This is a genomic window from Hydrogenophaga sp. GW101-3F08 (assembly GCF_059424585.1).
Genome location: NZ_JBWKZP010000003.1, coordinates 111959 through 131800, shown reverse-complemented (window position 1 = coordinate 131800; position 19842 = coordinate 111959). Strand labels below are relative to the sequence as shown.

At 67.6% G+C, this 19842-nt stretch carries 18 protein-coding genes and 1 pseudogene; 13 read left to right on the top strand and 6 right to left on the bottom strand.

All coding sequences use genetic code 11. The features are described 5' to 3' along the window. Window positions 1-6: 6 nt before the first annotated feature. The 4 genes from AC07YZ_RS10115 to AC07YZ_RS10100 all read right to left on the bottom strand — a co-directional run bounded on the left by AC07YZ_RS10115 (window position 7) and on the right by AC07YZ_RS10100 (window position 4571). Complete coding sequence (locus AC07YZ_RS10115) at window positions 7-792, bottom strand: transglycosylase domain-containing protein (RefSeq protein ID WP_226491539.1); 786 nt, start codon at window positions 790-792, stop codon at window positions 7-9. Between the two features lie 131 nt (window positions 793-923). Continuing rightward, window positions 924-1793 (bottom strand): energy transducer TonB, encoded by an 870-nt coding sequence (locus AC07YZ_RS10110; protein WP_226491540.1) that lies wholly within the window; start codon window positions 1791-1793, stop codon window positions 924-926. A 25-nt stretch (window positions 1794-1818) separates the two neighbouring features. Beyond that, a complete protein-coding gene (locus tag AC07YZ_RS10105) occupies window positions 1819-3909 on the bottom strand; it encodes a ribonuclease catalytic domain-containing protein (RefSeq protein ID WP_494794642.1) in 2091 nt (696 codons plus the stop codon). A gap of 41 nt (window positions 3910-3950) precedes the next feature. Continuing rightward, complete coding sequence (locus tag AC07YZ_RS10100; RefSeq protein WP_494794641.1) at window positions 3951-4571, bottom strand: YqiA/YcfP family alpha/beta fold hydrolase; 621 nt, start codon at window positions 4569-4571, stop codon at window positions 3951-3953. A gap of 23 nt (window positions 4572-4594) precedes the next feature. Between AC07YZ_RS10100 and rodA the strand changes: the two genes are divergently transcribed. The 6 genes from rodA (at window position 4595) to AC07YZ_RS10070 (ending at window position 11297) form a co-directional block, all read left to right on the top strand. Further along, complete coding sequence (gene rodA, locus AC07YZ_RS10095) at window positions 4595-5749, top strand: rod shape-determining protein RodA (RefSeq protein ID WP_494794640.1); 1155 nt, start codon at window positions 4595-4597, stop codon at window positions 5747-5749. After that, window positions 5746-6768 carry an NAD(P)-dependent oxidoreductase gene (locus AC07YZ_RS10090; RefSeq protein WP_494794639.1) on the top strand — a complete coding sequence of 341 codons (1023 nt, stop codon included), beginning with the start codon at window positions 5746-5748 and terminating at the stop codon, window positions 6766-6768. Before rodA ends, AC07YZ_RS10090 begins: the two co-directional genes overlap by 4 nt. A 101-nt stretch (window positions 6769-6869) precedes the next feature. Next, on the top strand, window positions 6870-8330 hold the full coding sequence (tldD, locus tag AC07YZ_RS10085) for a metalloprotease TldD (protein WP_226491545.1): 1461 nt from the start codon (window positions 6870-6872) through the stop codon (window positions 8328-8330). 214 nt (window positions 8331-8544) lie between these two features. After that, on the top strand, window positions 8545-9678 hold the full coding sequence (locus AC07YZ_RS10080; protein WP_226491546.1) for a 3-deoxy-7-phosphoheptulonate synthase: 1134 nt from the start codon (window positions 8545-8547) through the stop codon (window positions 9676-9678). 142 nt (window positions 9679-9820) lie between these two features. After that, complete coding sequence (locus tag AC07YZ_RS10075) at window positions 9821-10894, top strand: hypothetical protein (protein WP_494794638.1); 1074 nt, start codon at window positions 9821-9823, stop codon at window positions 10892-10894. A gap of 82 nt (window positions 10895-10976) precedes the next feature. After that, a complete protein-coding gene (locus tag AC07YZ_RS10070) occupies window positions 10977-11297 on the top strand; it encodes a hypothetical protein (RefSeq protein ID WP_226491548.1) in 321 nt (106 codons plus the stop codon). A 39-nt stretch (window positions 11298-11336) separates the two neighbouring features. Here the strand turns inward: AC07YZ_RS10070 and mpl are convergent, their stop codons facing one another. Then, on the bottom strand, window positions 11337-12836 hold the full coding sequence (gene mpl, locus AC07YZ_RS10065; RefSeq protein ID WP_494794637.1) for a UDP-N-acetylmuramate:L-alanyl-gamma-D-glutamyl-meso-diaminopimelate ligase: 1500 nt from the start codon (window positions 12834-12836) through the stop codon (window positions 11337-11339). Window positions 12837-12927: 91 nt separating this feature from the next. Here mpl and AC07YZ_RS10060 point away from each other — a divergent pair, with 91 nt between their 5' ends. The 7 genes from AC07YZ_RS10060 to AC07YZ_RS10030 all read left to right on the top strand — a co-directional run bounded on the left by AC07YZ_RS10060 (window position 12928) and on the right by AC07YZ_RS10030 (window position 19492). After that, window positions 12928-13551, top strand: a complete 624-nt coding sequence (locus AC07YZ_RS10060) for a hypothetical protein (RefSeq protein WP_494794636.1) — start codon at window positions 12928-12930, stop codon at window positions 13549-13551. After that, window positions 13548-14069, top strand: a complete 522-nt coding sequence (locus AC07YZ_RS10055) for a TlpA family protein disulfide reductase (RefSeq protein ID WP_494794635.1) — start codon at window positions 13548-13550, stop codon at window positions 14067-14069. Before AC07YZ_RS10060 ends, AC07YZ_RS10055 begins: the two co-directional genes overlap by 4 nt. A gap of 282 nt (window positions 14070-14351) precedes the next feature. Further along, window positions 14352-14816 (top strand): acetyl-CoA carboxylase biotin carboxyl carrier protein, encoded by a 465-nt coding sequence (gene accB, locus AC07YZ_RS10050; protein ID WP_226491552.1) that lies wholly within the window; start codon window positions 14352-14354, stop codon window positions 14814-14816. A 15-nt stretch (window positions 14817-14831) separates the two neighbouring features. Beyond that, the gene (accC, locus tag AC07YZ_RS10045) at window positions 14832-16181 is read left to right on the top strand and encodes an acetyl-CoA carboxylase biotin carboxylase subunit (protein WP_494794634.1); all 1350 of its coding nucleotides are present in this window, start codon (window positions 14832-14834) and stop codon (window positions 16179-16181) included. Continuing rightward, a complete protein-coding gene (gene prmA, locus AC07YZ_RS10040; protein WP_494794633.1) occupies window positions 16171-17100 on the top strand; it encodes a 50S ribosomal protein L11 methyltransferase in 930 nt (309 codons plus the stop codon). Before accC ends, prmA begins: the two co-directional genes overlap by 11 nt. 107 nt (window positions 17101-17207) lie before the next feature. After that, window positions 17208-18578: a DUF3426 domain-containing protein gene (locus tag AC07YZ_RS10035; protein ID WP_494794632.1), complete on the top strand. Its 1371-nt coding sequence runs from the start codon at window positions 17208-17210 to the stop codon at window positions 18576-18578. A gap of 17 nt (window positions 18579-18595) precedes the next feature. Next, entirely contained in the window at window positions 18596-19492 is an 897-nt protein-coding gene (locus AC07YZ_RS10030; protein WP_226491556.1) for a carbohydrate kinase family protein, read from the top strand. A gap of 104 nt (window positions 19493-19596) precedes the next feature. On the opposite strand, the pseudogene AC07YZ_RS10025 reads toward AC07YZ_RS10030, so the two are convergent. After that, a pseudogene (locus AC07YZ_RS10025) lies at window positions 19597-19842 on the bottom strand (histone); the annotation flags it as partial.

Below are 19842 nucleotides of genomic sequence, written 5' to 3'. Positions count from 1 at the left end.
GAAACCTCATGGAGCGCTCACGGCGCCCATGCGTGCAACGATGGTGCCGGCACGCCGCGCGAGATAGGCCGAACCCTGGCGGGTCTCGAAAAACTTCGGCGACGGCAGCATCACCGCCAGCCGGGCCGCTTCATAGGCGCTGAGTTTGGCGGCGGGCTTCTTGAAGTAACGCTGCGCCGCGGCCTCCGCGCCGAACACGCCTTCGCCCCACTCCACGCTGTTGAGATAGATCTCCAGGATGCGTTCCTTGCTCAGCAGGGCTTCGAGCGTGAGCGTGAGCACCAGTTCCTGCCCCTTGCGCATCAGATTGCGTTCGCCCGAGAGCAGCAGGTTTTTGGCCAGCTGCTGGGTGATGGTGGAGCCACCGATGATCTTGGGGGGCTTGACGGCCTTGAGCGCGGCTTCGGCCACCTCGGGCTTTTTGGCCAGACGGCGTTCGAGCTCTTCGATGCGCTTTTCGGCCAGTTGCTGGCGGCGTTCGTTCTTGGTCCAGGCCGACTCGATGGCCTCCCAGTCGACACCGCCGTGGTCGGCGAACCCTGCGTCCTCGGACGCCATCACCGCGCGCTTGAGGTGCGGGCTGATCTGGTCGTAGTCCACCCACTGGGCCGACCAGCGCCAGTTCTTGTCCGTGGTCAGGCTCCCGCGGGCGACCTGCCAGGCCTCGGAGCGCATGAACGCCGTGCTCTGCGGATCGATCACCACCATGAGCGCGATGCGCAGCACGAAAAACAGCTGCAGCGCCAGACCGGCGAGCAGCACCCACAACAACCAACGACCGATGGATTTCATGCCAGGGACCGATCCAGTGCAGAGGGGGCGTTCAGCCAGAACGCCGTGGAACCGCCCTTCGACAGGCTCAGGACGGGCCGCAGGTGTTGCCCGCTTGAGGGGGTGGCGCGAAGCGACGCGGGGGTGGTCATTTACTGACTGGTCATTTGTGTCTGCAAGGTCGCGTCGCGCGTGAAGCGAAAACGCGACACCACCACGATCTGGTCGGCCCGGCGGCGCATGGCCTCGTTGAAGCGCCCGAAGCCCAGGCTGCGCACGATGGCCTGGGCCCGGCGGTCCAGCGTCGGGGTGCCCGAGGACTGCACCACCTCGGTGTCGAGCACGGCGCCGGTGTGGTTGACGGTGATGACCATGGTCAGATCTCCGTAGAGTTTGCGCCCGCCGGACTCGGGAAAGTTGCTGGTGCCCCGGTCCTCGATCTTGCGGCGCAGTTCGTCGTAATAGATCGCGTACACCTCTTCGCGCGTGGCCGGGCTGATGTAGCGCTTCTTGGGCCGGTTGTTCTCTTCGTTGATGCGCTTTTCGATCTCGGCCAGGATCTTCACCAGGGCCTGGCGCTTCTGTTCGCGCTCGATCGCCGCCTGGCTGGGGTTGAGCGCCTCCAGATCGGGCGGGGGCAGGTTGGCCAGCTGCTGCCGCACCTGGGCCAGGATCTGTTGTTGTTTTTCTTTGAGCGCCTCGATCCGTCGCTCGTCTTCCTCGGGCGTGTCGCCCACGCGCGCCACCATGTTGGGGGGCAATGGCGAGGTGGCGCGGATTTTCTTGTCGGATTCGCCGCCACCGGCCAGCGAGGCCTGGGCGATCGCCAGCGCCTTGTCGGGACGCTGGTCGCTGCGGGCGTTGACCAGGATGACCTCCAGCGGCGAGTCCTGGAACACCCGGTCAAAGCTCTGCGGGTCGACGAAGCGCACGGTCAGCAGCGCCGCGTGCACGGCCACCGACACGCCCAGCGCCAGCTGCAGCGTGCTCAGGTTCTTGAAGAAGGTCAGGGCGGTTTTCACGCGCGCATTATCCGGGCTGTGCGGCTCATGCCGCCGGAGCGGCCCCGGCCGGCTCGGCGCTCTCGGCGGCCGGGCCCGCGGGCGCGTCCGCACCGTCGTCCAGATCGATCGCCAGCGCCAGCGGTGCCACCAGGTCGCCCTCGTCGCCATCCCCCTCGTCCGCGCTGTCGTCGCTCACTTCGTCCACCGGCAGGTCCAGCCGCTCGATCACCGTGCCGCCCACCTCCAGCGTCATTTCGTCGATGTCACCCAGGCGCACCCGCACGTGCGCACCGCGCGGCAGGCCCTCGGTGCCCAGCACCGGCAGCACCAGTGGCAGGCTGTCGGCGCGCACCAGGTTGTCCTTGATCAGGGTGGCGGTCAGCTCGGAGACGCCCGCCTGCTGCAGGTGCTTGAGCGTCCAGTAGCGTTCCATGCCGTTCTGGAAACCGTTGTAGGCGGTGTAGGCGGCGTCGAAGCTGCTGATGATGGCAAACAGGTTGGCGTCCTTGGGCTTGAACGGCGCGGCGAGCGCGGCGGTTTTGCCGTGGCGCGCGCAGGCGATGATCTGCCACTGGTTGACCATGTCCACGTAGCGGCGCAGGGGCGAGGTGCTCCAGGCGTAGCTCTTGACGCCGATGCCCGCGTGCGGCTGCGCCTTGGTGCCCATGCGCACCTTCACGCCGGGCGCCAGGCTGGCCTGGCTGCGGTAGATGCCGGGCACGCCGCATTCGGCCAGCCACTGGCCCCAGCTGCTGTTGGCCAGGATCATGGCCTCGGCCACCATCAGGTCCAGCGGCGCGCCGCGCGAACGCGTGCCGATCACCACGGTTTCGCTGCCGTCGGGCTCGCTGCCAGTCACACCGGTGAGCTTGAAGGTGTAGTCGGGCCGGTTGAAGTTCTCCGGCTTGCCGCGCACCACCTCGCGCTGCGCCTTCAGGTGGCGCGCCAGGCGGAAGATGAAGGCCAGTGTGGGCTGCAGCGCGGCAATCTCGGGGGCCGCATCGCCAGCGGTGGCACCGTCGCTCAGCCAGTCTTCGGTGATCACGGTGTCGAGCTGGTCGTGGCGCAGGTTCAGCGCGATCGGCACACGCTCCAGCACGGTGCGGCTGTCCTTGGGTTCGAGCGTGGCTTCGTCGAACGTGACGTAGAGCGACACGGCCGGGCAGTCGCGCCCGGCCATCAGGGTGTAGGTCTGCACCACCTCGTCGGGCAACATGGTGATCTTGTGGCCCGGCATGTAGACCGTGGACAGGCGGTGGCGCGCCACCTGGTCGATGGCGCTGTCGGGCACGATGGCCAGGCCGGGCGCGGCGATGTGCACGCCCAGCGTGACGGTGCCGCTGCCCAGGCCCTGCAGCGAGAGCGCGTCGTCGATCTCGGTGGTGTGCGAGTCGTCGATGGAAAAGGCCTGCACGGTGGCCAGCGGCAGCTCGTCGGCGATGGCGGGCGCCTGCAGCGCCGGGAAGCCCGTGCCTTTGGGGAACTGGTCGAACAGGAAACGCTGCCAGTGGAACTGGTAGGCGCTGGTGATGGCACCGGCGTTGCGCAGCAGCGCCAGCGGCGCGGTGTGGCTGTTGCGCGCGGCCTCCACCACGGCCTTGTATTCGGGACCGTTCTTGTCGGGCTTGAACAGGATCTTGTAGAGCTGCTCGCGCACGGGTTGCGGGCACTGGCCGCTGGCCAGCTCGGCGGCCCAGGCCTCGATCTGCGCCTGCACCTGCTTTTTCTTTTCGATCGCGGCCAGCGCCTGCGCCAGGATCTCGGGCGGCGCTTTCTTGTAGCGCCCCTTGCCGGCGCGGCGGAAGTAGTGTGGCGCACCCTGCAGGCAGAGCAGGGCGGCGACCTGTTCGGCGGTGCCCGCACTGGCGCTGAAGTACTCGCGCGCCAGCTCGGCAAAACCGAACTCGTCCTCGGGCGCGAACTCGTAGGCCAACTCCAGCTCCATGCTCTCGGCCAGCGCGCTGGCGGCGGGCATGAGCTGGGCGGGGGCGGGTTTGTCAAAGCGCAGCAAGGCGTTGGTGGCCTTGACCTTCACGCGTTTGCCCGAATCGAGCTCCACCTGCAGGGAACTTTCGGCTTCGGACAGCAGGCGGCCGGTCATCAATTTGCCGGCTTCATCGAACAGAATGTGCATGGGCGCGATTGTCCCATGCGCACGGATGGGCGCCGCCAGGTTCAGGTCGCCAGGGCCAGGAAGTCGAAGAGCGCGTCGATGTGCGCATCGAAGTCGCTGATGGCGTGGTCGCTCCCGGGCAACAGGCGAAGCTCGCCACCGGCGCAGAAAGCCCGCATCTCGCGCCAGTCCAGCACCTCGTCGCCCTGCGCCACGATGGCGAACTGCCGCCCGGGCGAGGCCGGGTGCGGCGGCGACAGGCGCGCGATGTCGGCTTCCAGCGTGCGGAGTTCGTCCACGAAACCGGGCTGGAAGAAAAAGCGCTCCTGCGGGTCGTGCCAGGCGGTCTGTTCGCCGATGTATGCCGCCAGATCGCGCGCCGGGAACACCGCCGGGTTCAGCAGCGCGGCGCGGCAACCGGTTTGCAGTGCCAGCCAGCGGGCGTAAAACCCGCCCAGCGAAGACCCCACCACGGCCATGGTGGTCCGGGGCCAGTCGGCGGTGCCCTCGGTCACCAGGGCCATGGCTTCGCGCGGCGAGGGCGGCAACTGGGGGCACCACCAGGTCACGCCCGGGTGCCGCTGCCGCACGCGCGCCGCCACTTTCTGCGCCTTCATGGATCGGGGCGACGAACGGAAGCCGTGCAGGTAGAGCAGGTGGGTGGTGGCAGCAGGGGGAATCATGGGGCGAAGGATAATCGGGCTTCATGGCCGCGACTTTCGACAAACCCACCCTGCTGCAACGCATCGCCCCGATTTTTCAGGGTTTTGACGGCCCGCTCGCGCTGGCCGTGCTGCTCATGGCCGCGGCCGGCCTCGTGACCATGTATTCGGTGGGCTTCGACCACGGAACCCGTTTTGCCAACCACGGTCGCAACATGCTGCTGGCCGCGGGCGTGCTGTTCCTCGTGGCCCAGGTGCCCCCGCAGCGCCTGATGGCGCTGGCCGTGCCGCTGTACACGGTGGGCGTGTTGTTGTTGCTGGCGGTGTTTCTGTTCGGCATCGAAAAGAAGGGCGCGCAGCGCTGGCTCAACGTGGGTGTCGTCATCCAGCCCAGCGAACTCATGAAGATCGCCATGCCGCTGATGCTGGCCTGGTGGTTCCAGCGCCGCGAGGGCCTGCTCAAGCCATTGGACTTCGTGGTGGCCGTGGTGCTGCTGGCGGTGCCCGCCGCGCTCATCCTCAAGCAACCCGATCTGGGCACCGCCCTGCTGGTGCTGGCCTCAGGCGTTTTCGTCATCTTCTTTGCCGGCCTGAGCTGGAAGCTGATCCTGCCCCCGGTGGTCATTGGCGTCATCGGCATCGCCACGCTGATCGCGATGGAGCCGCAATGGTGCGCCCCCGGGGTGGACTGGCAGGTGTTGCACGAGTACCAGCGCCAGCGGATCTGCACCCTGCTGGACCCGTCCAAGGACCCGCTGGGCAAGGGTTTTCACATCATCCAGGGCATGATCGCCATCGGCTCGGGCGGCGTCTGGGGCAAGGGTTTCATGCAGGGCACACAGACCCACCTGGAATTCATCCCCGAGCGCACCACGGACTTCATCTACGCGGCGTTCTCGGAAGAGTTCGGCCTGGCCGGCACCTTGGGCCTGATGGCGGGCTTCATCTTCTTGGTCGTGCGTGGGCTGTTGATCGCGGTGGAGGCGCCCACGCTGTTCGCCCGGCTGCTGGCCGGGGCCATCACGCTCAACATCTTCGTCTACGCCTTCGTCAACATGGGCATGGTCAGCGGCATCCTGCCGGTGGTGGGCGTGCCGTTGCCGTTCGTGAGTTACGGCGGCACCGCCATGGTGACGCTGGGGGTGGGGCTGGGCATTCTGATGTCGATCGCCAAGTCCAAGCGCTTGATGCAATCATGAGTGCGAGTACGGGCCCCCACGCTCCGCCACTGCGCGGGTCGCTGCCCCCCGAGGGGGCTGATCCGGCTGGGGGCGGCCCGGCGCCGGATCGTCAGAGCTCCCACGCTCCGCCGCTGCGTGGGTCGCTGCCCCTGGTTCAGGTGGCCGTGGTCGGTGCTGGGAACATGGGCGGCGCCATGGCGGCGCGGCTGTGTGAACAGGGTTGGACCGTGGTGGTGTGCGACATCGACCCGTTGCGGCAGCAACAAGCGCTGGATGCCGGCGCCCACCTGGCCGACACGCCCGAGACGGCTGCCCGCGCGTTGGCGCCCGACGGCGTGCTGATCGTCTGCGTGGTCGATGCCGGGCAGTCGTTCGAGGTGCTGCTGGGCGCGCAGGGGGCTGCGCCGGCGTTGCGCGCGGGTCAGACCGTGATGCTGTGCCCGACCATCGCCCCGCAGGACGCCGAAAGCCTGGCCTCGGCGCTCGCCACGCTTGGGGTGGACTGCATCGATGCCCCCATGTCCGGCGGTCCGGCGCGGGCGCGCGACGGCGGCATGAGCCTGATGCTGGCCGCGCCAGACGCCGTGCTCGCGCGCCACGCCGGCCTGCTCGACGCCCTGTCATCGAAGCAGTTTCGCGTCAGCGAGCGGGTGGGCGATGGCGCGCGCACCAAGCTGGTCAACAACCTGCTGGCGGGCATCAACCTGGTGGGCGCGGCCGAGGTGCTGGCGCTGGCCGAGCGCCTGGGGCTGGACCTGGGCACCACCTTGTCGGTGATCGAGCAGTCCAGCGGCCAGAGCTGGATCGGTTCGGACCGCATGCGCCGAGCCCTGGCGGACGACTTCGCGCCGCGCGCCCACGTGACGCTGCTGGAAAAAGACACCCGGCTGGCGGTGGAAGCCGCCACGGCGGCCGGCTTCACGGGCCCCTTGGGCGCGCGCGCCGCCACCGTGTTCGCCCAGGCCCATGCGGCCGGGCTGGCCGAGCAGGACGATGCGGCGCTGTTGACCCTGCTGCGCCGGCCGGCCAGCGCCTGACGCAGCCGCCCACGCCGAGGGGGCGCCGACCACCGGTCGCTTGCCGCGGGCCCATGACCTTGCCGCCAGCGCGCGGACCCGCTCCTTCTTACAATGTCCTCATGATTGCTCGCGAACCCACCCTGGCCCGTCTGGCCACCGCACAGACCCTGCTGCTCGAACCCTTTGGTCTGAGTCCGTCCCACCTGCAGCGTGCGCTCGGCGAGATCATGTCGCACGGCGTGGACGACGCCGACCTGTATTTCCAGACCACCCGCAGCGAGGGCTGGAGCCTGGAAGAGGGCATCGTCAAGACCGGCAGTTTCAGCATCGACCAAGGCGTGGGCGTGCGCGCCGTCAGCGGCGAAAAGACCGCGTTTGCCTATTCGGACGACCTGTCCTGGGACTCGTTGATCGACGCCGCCCACACGGTGCGCTCCATCTCGGCGCAAGGGCAGGGCCGCAAGGTGCGGGTGCCCGCGGTCAAGGTGTCGAAATCGCGCTCGCTCTACCCGGGCCTGGACCCCATCGGCACCATGGACAGCACCGCCAAAGTCGCGTTGCTGGAAAAGGTGGAGCGCCTGGCCAAGGCCAAGGACCCCCGCGTGGTGCAGGTCATGGCCGGTCTGGCGGCCGAACACGATGTGGTGCTGGTGGCCCGCGCCGACGGCACCCTGGCCGCCGATGTGCGCCCCCTGATCCGCTTGTCGGTCACCGTCATCGCAGAGCAGAAAGGTCGGCGCGAAATCGGCTCCTCCGGCGGTGGTGGCCGTTTCGGGCTGGCGTATTTCGACGACGCCATGGTGCAGTCCTATGTGGACGAAGCGGTGTCCGCGGCACTCACCAACCTCGATGCGCGCCCGGCACCCGCGGGCGAGATGACGGTGGTGCTCGGCCCCGGCTGGCCCGGCGTGCTGCTGCACGAGGCCGTGGGCCATGGCCTTGAAGGTGATTTCAACCGCAAGGGCTCGAGCGCGTTCGCGGGCCGCATCGGCCAGCGCGTGGCCGCCAAGGGCGTGACCGTGCTCGACGATGGCACCATTGCCGACCGCCGCGGCTCGCTCAACGTGGACGACGAAGGCCACACCTCGCAGAAGAACGTGCTGATCGAAGACGGCATCCTGCGTGGCTACATCCAGGACGCCATGAACGCCCGTCTGATGGGGGTGAAGCCCACCGGCAACGGCCGGCGCGAGAGTTATGCCCACGTGCCCATGCCGCGCATGACCAACACCTACATGCTCGGTGGCGACAAGAGCGCGGACGAGATCGTGGCCAGCATCAAGAAGGGCCTGTACGCCACCAACTTCGGTGGCGGCCAGGTGGACATCACCAGCGGCAAGTTCGTTTTCTCCGCCAGCCAGGCCTACTGGGTGGAAAACGGCCAGATCCAGTACCCCGTGAAGGGCGCCACGCTGGTGGGCAGCGGTCCGGAGTCGCTCAAGAAGGTGAGCATGATCGGCAACGACATGCGCCTGGACAGCGGCGTGGGCACCTGCGGCAAGGAAGGCCAGAGCGTGCCGGTGGGTGTGGGCCAGCCCACGCTGCGCATCGACGGTCTGACCGTCGGCGGCACGGCTTGAAGAGCGGCACCCCCGCCGCCCTGTGCTACATTTCGATCCCATGTCTTCGCGCTTCGCCTTCTTTGCCTTTTATTTTTGGTTCTCTGTCCCTGGCGGACGAGAGGCGAGGCTGTAAGCGCATCACCGAATCTCGAACAAACCGCCGGAGCCCAAAGCCCGGCGGTTTTTTTTGGCCCTGTCATTCCACTGCAACCCACTTCCGAGGAGCCCCGCGATGAATGCCCAGACCCACCCCGCCAGCAGCGATGCCTGGCATGCGCGTCCTGTCGACAAAACCAGCCAGACCGACGACGAACGCATCAAGGACATCACCGTGCTCCCGCCTCCCGAACACCTGATCCGTTTTTTCCCCATCGGCGGCACGCCGGTGGAAGCCCTGATCACCCAGACGCGCCAGCGCATTCACAACATCCTGCGCGGGCAGGACGACCGCCTGCTGGTGGTGATCGGTCCCTGCTCCATCCACGACCCGGCCGCGGCCGTGGACTACGCCCGGCGCCTGCAGCCCATGCGCGAGCGCTACGCCGACACGCTGGAGATCGTCATGCGCGTGTATTTCGAGAAGCCGCGCACCACGGTGGGCTGGAAGGGGCTGATCAACGACCCCTACCTCGATGAAAGCTACCGCATCGACGAAGGGCTGCGCATCGCGCGCCAGCTGCTGATCGAGATCAACCGCCTGGGCATGCCCGCCGGCAGCGAGTTCCTGGACGTGATCTCGCCGCAATACATTGGGGACCTGATCGCCTGGGGGGCGATCGGTGCACGCACCACCGAGAGTCAGGTGCACCGCGAACTGGCCTCGGGGCTGTCGGCACCGATCGGTTTCAAGAACGGTACCGATGGCAATATCCGCATCGCCACCGACGCCATCCAGGCCGCCGCGCGCGGCCACCATTTCCTCTCGGTGCACAAGAACGGCCAGGTCGCCATCGTGCAGACCAACGGCAACAAGGACTGCCACGTGATCCTGCGCGGGGGCAAGGCGCCCAATTACGACGCCACCCATGTGGCCGCGGCCGTGAAAGACCTGGAGGCGGCCGGGCTGGTCCCCCGTTTGATGGTGGACTGCAGCCACGCCAACAGCAGCAAGCAGCACGAAAAGCAGCTGGAGGTGGCGCGCGACATCGCCGCACAGATCGCGGGCGGATCCCGCAGTGTGTTTGGCGTGATGATCGAAAGCCACATCGAGGCCGGCGCCCAGAAGTTCACGCCGGGCAAGGACCGGGTGGACCAGCTCGCTTACGGCAAGAGCATCACCGATGCCTGCCTGGGCTGGACCGATTCGTTGCAGGCACTGGAAGTGCTGTCCCAGGCGGTGCAGGCTGCGCGCCAGCGCGGCAAATAGGGCTCTGCGGCTGCGGCCCGCTCCACAAATCGGTGCTTCATAATCTGTAACAGAGGCCGATACCACCGCGTTGGTGGCCTGGCGTGTCCACGGTCGTCGTGGGCACGGTGCACTGGATTGGTCGCTGACCGCTGGAGTGTGTGTGGAGCAACCTGTATTGCGTTTGGGTTTGCTGGGTTTTTCCGAGCCGGATCAATCGCGCCTGCTGGCCTGGGCCGGGCAGGTCCAAGCCGGCTGGCCCGAGTGGCGCGGCTGCGACCCCCATCTGGCCGATGCCTGGATGATCTGTGGGGAGTCGGTCGAGGTGCTGGGGCGGGATGCGGTGGTGATCCGCCATCCGCACGGCGGTGACGAGCGTCTGGCGCTCAACCGCGCCGAGGTGGATCGTCCGCTGGCGTTTGCCACACCGCTGCCTGAGGGGTTTGCGTCGGCCGAGTTTTTCGAATCGGACGACGAGAACAGTGTGCGCCAGCGGCTGCAGCGGTTTGAGGCCTGGCTGCGCCCGCTGCGCAGCCAGTTTGCGCTGGGCTCGCTGCTGCTGGAGCGCGTGGGGCAGTTCAAAGGGGGCGTGATCCACGTGACCCACGAGGGGCGTTTGCTGGCCGTGATTGACCTGGACCGCTGGCAGTCCGGCCTGTTCATCCCCGCGCGCCCCGTGGACCTGGCGATGGCCGAATGGGTGCGCCGCCCGCCGGGCGCGGCCGACATCCCGTCCTCGTTCATGCGCCTGCCCCTGCACCGGGTCATGTGGACCTACGCCGTGCGCACCCTGCGCGACGTGCTGCCCGCGCGCTACCGCGAACGCACGGTGTATCTGCGGCGTGTCCCCCGCGTGCCCGCCCGCTGGTTCGACGAAGTGCATTTGAGCCTGATGCGCGAATTGATGGTGCGTCCCGCCGTCTTCGACAGCCTGTGTCGCCGCACCGGCATTGCCGAAAGCGAGTTGGCGCACCACCTGGCCTCGCTGTACCACGCCGGCGGCCTGACCACCGATGCCGACAGCGCCCGGCGCGCCGAGCCCGCGGTCAGGCGCGCGCTTGTGGCGCTGCATTTTGACCAGGCCGACCCGAACCCCGACGCCCTGTTGCGCACCGGTCACTCCGATCAGTCCGACCCGATGGTGCCTCCGTCGAGCATCCTGCGCGAAATGCCACACTCGCCGCTGCGCACGGTTGCGGGGAAATCCGCCGGGCCGTCGGTGGTCGACGAAGGATGACGCGGGGGGCGGCACTGGCAACCGCGCAGGGCCCGATGCACAATGGTCAGGTACCCACTACCGTATCCAAGGAGTCCGCAAGATGCGCAGCCATGTCACTGTGAGTTGGGGTGAACCGTCCATCTACCGCTTTGATCTGGAGGAGGTGCAGCCCATGCCGCACGAGCTGGCGCGCTCCTGGCTGGACGAGCAGTTCACGTTCTTCGGCTGTGAGCCCATCCGCCTGACCGGCAAGGTGCTCACCGCGGACAAGATCCTCGGGGTTGCGCAGGCCGCGGGCGAAGAGCGTTTCCGCGACCCGGCCCACCGCGCCTGGGCGTTGGCGTTTGCTCGCGCCACCAGCGCCGCACTGGCCAAGCCCGTGGTCACGGTGGACATTCCCACGCAGACCCTGGGCTACTGAAGCGACCCGGCGCGCCGCGTCTGCGGCCGTCAGGCGCGGTCAATCGCTGGGGGACCGCAGCTCCAGAGCGGCCAGCAGCCGCGCGTGCACGCCGCCAAACCCGCCGTTGCTCATGCAGACAATATGGTCACCGCCGCGAGCGGCCGCGCTGACCTGTGCCACCAGCTCGTCGATGGAGCGGGCCACGCTGGCCCGTTCACCCATGGGTCGCAGCGCCTCGACCGCGTCCCAGTCGAGCCCCCCGGTGTGGCAGAACGCCAGATCGGCCGCCTCCAGGCTCCAGGGCAGTTGCGATTTCATGGTGCCCAGTTTCATCGTGTTGCTGCGGGGTTCGAACACCGCCAGAATGCGCCCGCCCTCGCCGGTGGAGGGACCGCCCAGACGCCGGCGCAGACCATCCAGCGTGGTGCGGATGGCGGTCGGGTGGTGGGCGAAATCGTCGTAGACCGTGATCGGTTCTCCGTTGCGCTGTACCGTGCCCCGGACCTCCATGCGGCGGCGCACGTTCTCGAACCGTGCCAGCGCCCGCGCCGCGTCGGCGGGTGAAACCCCCACGTGCTCGGCCGCCGCGATGGCGGCCAGGGCGTTCAGCTGGTTGTGCACGCCGGTGAGCGCCCACTCCACGCGCGCGACCGGCTGGCCGCGCTCCAGCACATCAAAGGCATGGGGTTCGCCCACGGCGGTGAAATCGCTGACGGCCGCGCCGAAGCTGCGCAGTTCGCTCCACAGGCCCTGGTGCAGCACGCGTTCCAGGCTCTCCTCCAGGCCGTTGACCACCACCCGGCCGGTGCCGGGCACGGTGCGGATCAGGTGGTGGAACTGGCGTTCGATGGCCTTGAGGTCGTCGAAGATGTCTGCGTGGTCGAACTCGAGGTTGTTGAGGACGGCGGTGCGGGGGCGGTAATGGACGAACTTGCTGCGTTTGTCGAAAAACGCCGTGTCGTATTCATCCGCTTCAATCACGAAGAGTGGTGGGCTGCGGGGCGGCTGCGCGCTCTGCTCCGTGTCCCCCGCCCGCTGCGCGGGCTCCTCCTTGACCTGCGCAGAGCGCGCAGCCGCCCCGCAGCCCAGTCTTGCCGACACCCCGAAATTCATGGGCACACCGCCGACCAGAAAACCCGGGTTCAGGCCGTTGGCTTCCAGGATCCAGGTCAGCATGGCGGTGGTGGTGGTCTTGCCGTGGGTGCCGGCCACGGCCAGCACATGGCGACCCAGCAGCACGTGTTCGGCCAGCCATTGCGGGCCGCTGGTGTAAGCGGCGCCCGCGTCCAGAATGGCCTCCATCAACGGAAACTTGGGTGTGCCGTCGGTCAGCCGGGCGCGGCTGACCACATTGCCGACCACGAACACGTCGGGCTTCAGCGCCATCTGGTCGGCGCCGTAGCCTTCGATCAGATCGATGCCCAGGGCGCGCAACTGGTCGCTCATCGGAGGGTAGACGCCGGCATCGCAGCCGGTGACGCGGTGGCCGGCCTCGCGGGCGAGCGCGGCCAGACCGCCCATGAAGGTGCCGCAAATGCCCAGAATGTGTATATGCATCGGGTGATTTTAGGCGGGGCTCCGGCCCTCAGCCCTGTGCCCATGGCGGACTCTGACCGGGCGGGCGAATGGCCCGGTGCACAATCGCCCGATGGATGTCTTACGAGCGAACCAGAGCGCCGAGATCGCTGCCACCGCCGCCCGTTTCGTGGTGGAGGAGGGGTTGGAATACGCCGCGGCCAAGCGACGGGCCGGCCGCCAGCTGGGCCTGTCGGCGCGCGTTTCCTGGCCCGACAACGCCGCCATGGACGAGGCGGTGCGTGAATACATCGACATCTTCTGCCCCGATACCCAGGCCGTGGAATTGCGCGCCTTGCGCGAAGTGGCCTTGCTGTGGTTGGAGCGGCTGGCGGATTTCCACCCACACCTGGGCGGCGCGGTCTGGCACGGCACGGCCACCCGCCACAGCGACATCTATATCCAGTTGTTCTGCGAGGACCCCAAGGCGGCGGAATGGGCCTTGCTGGACCGCAAGGTGGATTACCACCCGGGCACGGTGACTGGCTGGCGTGGCGACCCGGTGGATGCTCTGAGCTTGCGGGTGCGTTGCGAGGCATTGAACGGCTGGGTGCTGGTGCACTTGATGGTGCACGACCTGGACGATCTGCGCGGTGCCCTCAAACCCGACAACCAAGGCCGCAGGCCGCGTGGGGACGCCCAGGCCCTGCGGGCCTTGCTGAGCGCCGACAACACACACCCGGACGACCGAGCATGAAACGACGCACGCTGTGGATGGGAGGCGTCGCGGCGGCGGCGGGTGTTGCCGGTGCCGGTGTGGCCTGGTGGCGGCTGCGGCCCGGCGACCTTGCCAGCGAAGCCGAGGCGGCGTTCTGGGCGGGCCGGTACCAAGGGCCCGGTGGGGAGCCCGTGGCGCTGGAACCGTTTCGGGGCCGGCCGCTGCTGGTCAACTTCTGGGCCACCTGGTGCCCCCCTTGTGTGGAGGAACTGCCGCTGCTCAATGCTTTTTACCAGGCCCATGCCAGAGAAGGCTGGCAGGTGCTGGGGCTGGCGGTGGACCAGCCGGGTGCGGTGCAGGGCTTTCTGCGCAAGCTGCCCCTGGCGTTTCCGGTGGCCATGGCCGGGTTCGCGGGCATCGAAATCAGTCGGTCACTGGGCAACCTCGGTGGTGGGCTGCCGTTCACGGTGGTTTTTGGCCGCGACGGGACGGTGCTGCATCGAAAAATCGGGCAATTGTCCGACGCCGATCTGTCCCAGTGGTCCGGGCTCGGATGAATCTGCAGGGGTGTCTCTCAGCGATTTTGGGTTAGGAATGTGGCGTCCAGCGCCGTTGATCCCATCGCAGGGAACAACGTGAAAAACCGGGTAAAGTTCGCCCATCTTGCGTCAGGTGGCGGGTTTTTAGCCGCAGAGCGACTGCTCACGGGGCGGGCCATTTCAACGCACAAAACGCCCGCGCCATCGTGTACACTGCGCACCCCGGCGGGTTGGCGCGCCTCGACTTCAATGAAGTTGTCTGCATTTGAGTCAATTTGACCGATATTCGTTGGAGAAATCATGGATTTGAGAAAACTGAAGACCCTGATCGACCTGGTATCCGAGTCGAACGTGTCCGAGCTGGAAATCACCGAGGCCGAGGGCAAGGTTCGCATCGTCAAGAGCGCACCCGTGGGCATGGCCGCCCCGGTGACCTACACGATGGCGCCCAGCCCGGCACCCATGGCCGCGCCTGCCGCGGTGCCTGCGGTGGAAACCACGCCGGTGGCGGCCGCTCCTGCCGGCCCGGTCGGGCACACCGTCAAATCGCCCATGGTGGGCACCTTCTACCGCGCGGCCAGTCCCGGCGCCAAGCCGTTCGTGGAGGTGGGTGACACCATCAAGGAAGGGGAGACCATCTGCATCGTCGAGGCGATGAAGATCCTCAACGAGATCGAGGCCGACAAGTCCGGCACGGTGACCCAGATCCTGGTGCAGAACGGCCAGGCGGTGGAATACGGCCAGCCTCTCTACGTCATCGAATAACCAGCACAGTCCTCCATGTTCAAAAAAATCCTGATCGCCAACCGGGGGGAGATCGCGTTGCGTGTGCAGCGCGCCTGCCGCGAAATGGGCATCAAGGCGGTGATGGTGTATTCCGAAGCCGACCGCGACGCCAAATACGTGCGGCTGGCCGACGAGTCGGTCTGCATCGGGCCGGCGCAGTCGTCCCTCAGTTACCTCAACATGCCGGCCATCATTTCGGCGGCCGAGGTGACCGATGCCGAGGCGATCCACCCGGGGTACGGTTTTCTGTCGGAGAACGCCGACTTTGCCGAGCGGGTGGAAAAGAGCGGGTTCACCTTCATCGGTCCCACACCCGAGTCGATCCGCCTCATGGGCGACAAGGTGTCGGCCAAGCAGGCCATGATCCGCGCGGGCGTGCCGTGCGTGCCCGGCTCCGAGGGCGCGCTGCCGGACGATCCGGCGGTCATCAAACGCACCGCCAAGGCCGTGGGGTATCCGGTGATCATCAAGGCCGCGGGTGGTGGCGGCGGGCGTGGCATGCGCGTGGTGCACACCGAAGCGGCTTTGCTGCACGCGGTGCAGACCACCAAGGCGGAGGCGGGCGCTGCGTTCGGCAATCCCGAGGTGTACATGGAGAAGTTTCTCCAGAACCCGCGCCACATCGAGATCCAGATCCTCGCCGACACCCACCGCAACGCGGTCTACCTGGGCGAGCGCGACTGCTCCATGCAGCGTCGCCACCAGAAGGTGATCGAGGAAGCGCCTGCGCCGGGCATTCCGCGCCGCCTGATCGAGAAGATCGGCGAGCGCTGCGCCACCGCCTGCAAGAAGATCGGCTACCGGGGTGCCGGTACTTTCGAGTTCCTGTTTGAGAACGGCGAGTTCTATTTCATCGAGATGAACACCCGGGTGCAGGTGGAGCACCCGGTGACGGAATGGATCTCGGGCGTGGACATCGTGCGCACCCAGATCGCGGTGGCGGCGGGCGAAAAACTGCCGTTCACACAACGCCAGATCCAGCTGCGTGGCCATGCCATCGAGTGCCGCATCAACGCGGAAGACGCCTACAAGTTCACGCCTTCGCCCGGGCGCATCACCACCTGGCACGCGCCAGGCGGTCCCGGGGTGCGCGTGGACTCGCACGCCTACGCCAACTATTTCGTGCCGCCCCACTACGACTCGATGATCGGGAAGATCATCGTGCACGGCGACACGCGCGAACAGGCGCTGGCCCGCATGCGCACCGCGCTCGCCGAGACGGTGATCGAGGGCATCAAGACCAACATCCCGCTGCACCGCGAGTTGATGGTGGACGCCAGCTTTGTCGCCGGTGGAACCAACATCCACTACCTTGAAGAGTGGCTTTCCCAACGTGAACGCTGATCTTGCCTCCCAGACCCAGCCGCCGGCTGGGTCTCTTTTTGAGCTGGTGCTGCTGGTGCCCGAAGCGGCCGTGGAGCCGGTGAGCGACGCCCTGGACGCGCTCGACGCGCTGAGCACCTCGGTCGAAGACGCCGATGCCCTGACGCCGGCCGAGCAGGCGCTGTTTGGCGAGCCCGGCATGCCGCCGCCCAAAGAGGGCTGGCAGCGTTCGAGGGTGGTGGCGCTGTTTTCTGCCGAGGCGGCCGCGCGCGAAGCGGCCAATCTGTTGGCGGCGCAGGATTTCTTCGAAGGCTGTGAGGTGCTGGGCGTGCAGGCTGTGCCCGAGCAGGACTGGGTGCGGCTGACACAGTCGCAGTTTGCGCCGGTGGAGATCACGCCCAGTTTCTGGATCGTGCCGAGCTGGCACGAGCCGCCCCCAGCTGCACAACAAGTGATACGGCTCGACCCGGGGCTGGCCTTTGGCACCGGAACCCACCCGACCACCCGCATGTGCCTGCGCTGGACCGCTTCCCACCCCGTGGCCGGCCAGCGTGTGCTGGACTACGGCTGCGGATCGGGCATCCTGGCCATTGGCGCGGCCAAGTTCGGCGCGGGCGAGATCGTCGCGGTGGACATCGATCCCGCCGCGGTGGAGTCGACCCGGCTCAACGCCGCGGCCAACCACGTGGACCTGCAGACCGGCCTGCCGGAGCTGGCCCAGGGTGTTTTCGACCTGGTGCTGGCCAACATCCTGGCCACGCCGCTCAAGGTGCTGGCGCCCTTGCTCTGCGCCCATGTCGGCCAGGGGGGGCATCTGGTGATGGCGGGCATCCTGGCACGCCAGGCCGACGAGCTGCGCGAGGCCTATGCGCCCTGGCTGGCGCTGGAGGTCAGCGATGAAGAAGACGGCTGGATTCTGATGACCGCCGCCCGGGTCTGAGCGGCTGTTCGACCCGTGGGCGATGCCGTATCGCTGTCTCTGTTGCCGTGGGCTGAGCGTCCTGCGGGCCGCCTGGGGGCGGCCCGACGGCCTGCAATAATCGCCGCATGAGTTTCACCACCCGCTGTCCTGCCTGCGGAACGATGTTCAAGGTCGTTCCCGACCAGCTCAAGATTTCCGATGGCTGGGTGCGTTGTGGTCACTGCGCCGACGTGTTCGACGCCACCTTGTACCTGGACACCTGGAAACCCCCGGTGTCCACGCCGCAGCAGGCGAATGGTGAGCCATCGGATCTGCGGGCGCCAGCGCCTGGAGCGGCCTCGGTCGGTACCGGCGCATCGTTTGAGGATGCCGTCCGCTCGCCACTGGCCGGCCCGGACCGTGCCGTGCAAACGTCGGCCATCCGCGACCCAAAGCGACCCGCGGGTGGCGCAGCGCCGGCGGCCACCGATGCGCGTCGTGCCGCTGAACCGCCGGCCCTGCCTGCGGAAGATCGGTCCGAGGACGATGAGAAGGGTGACTGGCTCTCGGGCCCGGCGCCTTCGGAGGAACCGATGGGCGAGGAGGTGCGCGGCCCAGGGCCGGGCGAGGGGCTGCCAACGCCGGCCATCGCTTCCGCCGGGCGCACGATCCGGACGGATCGGGTGGTTGCTCCACGGCCCAGAGGCGGTTTGGTGGCCGGTTCGCATTCCTTGTTGCTCAACACGGAGGAGGACGAAGAGGCCGATTTTCATGCCGAGTTGCGGCGCTTTGCCGCCGCATCCGCTGCGGCCGCGGTCGAGTCGGCGGTGGCACCGGCACCTGCTCAAGCGCCTGCGTCGGAGGCGATGCCAAAGCCGAAACCCGCCCGTGTCCCAACGCGCCCCGCGGTGCCTGCCCCACCACCGGTCAGCAAACCGCTCGCGCCCAAACCGGAAGCCTCGGCCGACGAGGACGAGGAGGTTGCGGAGGTGCCTCTCGAGCCCGGTTTCATGCGGCAGGCGCGGCGGCGCGCGTTCTGGCACACGCCGGGCATGCGCGCCCTGCTGGCGACGCTGGTCGTGCTGCTGGCGACGGCCCTGGTGGTGCAATGGTCCTTGCACAACCGGGACCAGTTGGCCGCGCGGCAGCCGGCATTGGCGCCGCTGCTGTCCCTGCTGTGCGAGCCGCTCGGCTGCGAGGTGGGGCCGGTGCGGCAGATCGATGCCGTGGTGATCGACAGCTCGACCCTGGTGCGCCGGCTCGGCAACTTCTATTCCTTTGATCTGGTGCTCAAGAACAACGCGTCCATGCCCGTGGCCGTGCCGGCGCTGGAGCTCAGTCTCACCGACGCGCGCGATGCCGTGTTGTCCCGGCGGGTGTTCCTGCCCGAAGAACTGCCCGGCGGGCCCACACTGCTGCCCGCCCAGGGCTCCCTGCCGTTGAGCCTGCGCCTGTCCATCAACGACGCGGGCGCTTCCCCCATGGCCGGATACCGCGCGCTGGTTTTTTATCCTTGACTGTTTGAAACACACCCATGTCCATCCTCATTTGCGGTTCCCTGGCGTTTGACACCATCATGACCTTCGAGGGTCGCTTCGCCGAGCAGATCCTGCCCAGCCAGTTGCACATCCTCAATGTGTCGTTCCTGGTGCCGGGCCTGCGTCGCGAGTACGGGGGGTGTGCGGGCAACATTGCCTACGGCCTGCGTCAGCTGGGTGCTCAGGCCGTGCCACTGGCCACGCTGGGCAGCGATGGGCAGGAGTACCTTGCGCGGCTCCAGTCGCTGGGGGTGGACACCCGGCATGTGTCCACGTCGGCCGACAGCTACACCGCCCAGGCCATGATCATGACCGACCGCGACAACAACCAGATCACCGCGTTCCACCCGGGGGCCATGTCCCAGGCGCACGAGAACCCGGTACCCCAGCGCGAGGACATCGCCCTGGCCATCATCGCGCCCGATGGCCGCGAGGCCATGCTGTCCCATGCCCGGCAACTGCATGCGGCGGGCGTGCCGTTTGTGTTTGACCCGGGGCAGGGGCTGCCCATGTTCAATGGGGAAGAGCTGACCCAGTTCATCGAGCTGGCCAGCTGGGTCGCGGTCAACGACTACGAGGCGCGGATGCTGTCGGACCGCACCGGGCTCACGCTGCAAGCGGTGGCGGCCAAGGTGCGCGGCCTCATCGTCACCCTGGGCGAACAGGGTTGCGAAGTCTGGAGCGACGGGCAGAAGACCGTTGTCCCCGGGGTGTCCGCGACCGAGGTGCTGGATCCCACCGGCTGTGGGGATGCGTTTCGGGCGGCCCTGCTGCACGGCCTGGAACAAGGCTGGTCATTGCAGCGTTGCGCCGAGCTGGGCAACCGCATGGGTGCCACCAAGATCGCCAGCCGCGGGGGACAGAACTACACGCTGCCGGCGGCCAACAACTGAACGTACAGGGTCCGCTGCGGCTCGTCGGGCGCTGTCGAGAGCGGACGTAAAAAAGCCCGACGCTTGCGCGTCGGGCTTGCCAAGTCATCGCCGCGAGGGCGATTTCAGGGCTTGCTGGACGTCGGAAACGGCCAGGCAGCCTGTGGGTTGAGCTTGGTTTGGGCCGCAGGGGCAGCTGGGGCTGCCGGCGTTTTAGCCGGCTCAGCTTTTTTTGCGGGGGCTGCCTTCTTGGCCGGAGCTGCGGCTTTCTTGGCAGGAGCTGCCTTCTTCGCAGGAGCTGCCTTCTTCGCAGGAGCTGCCTTCTTCGCAGGAGCTGCCTTCTTCGCAGGAGCTGCCTTCTTCGCAGGTGC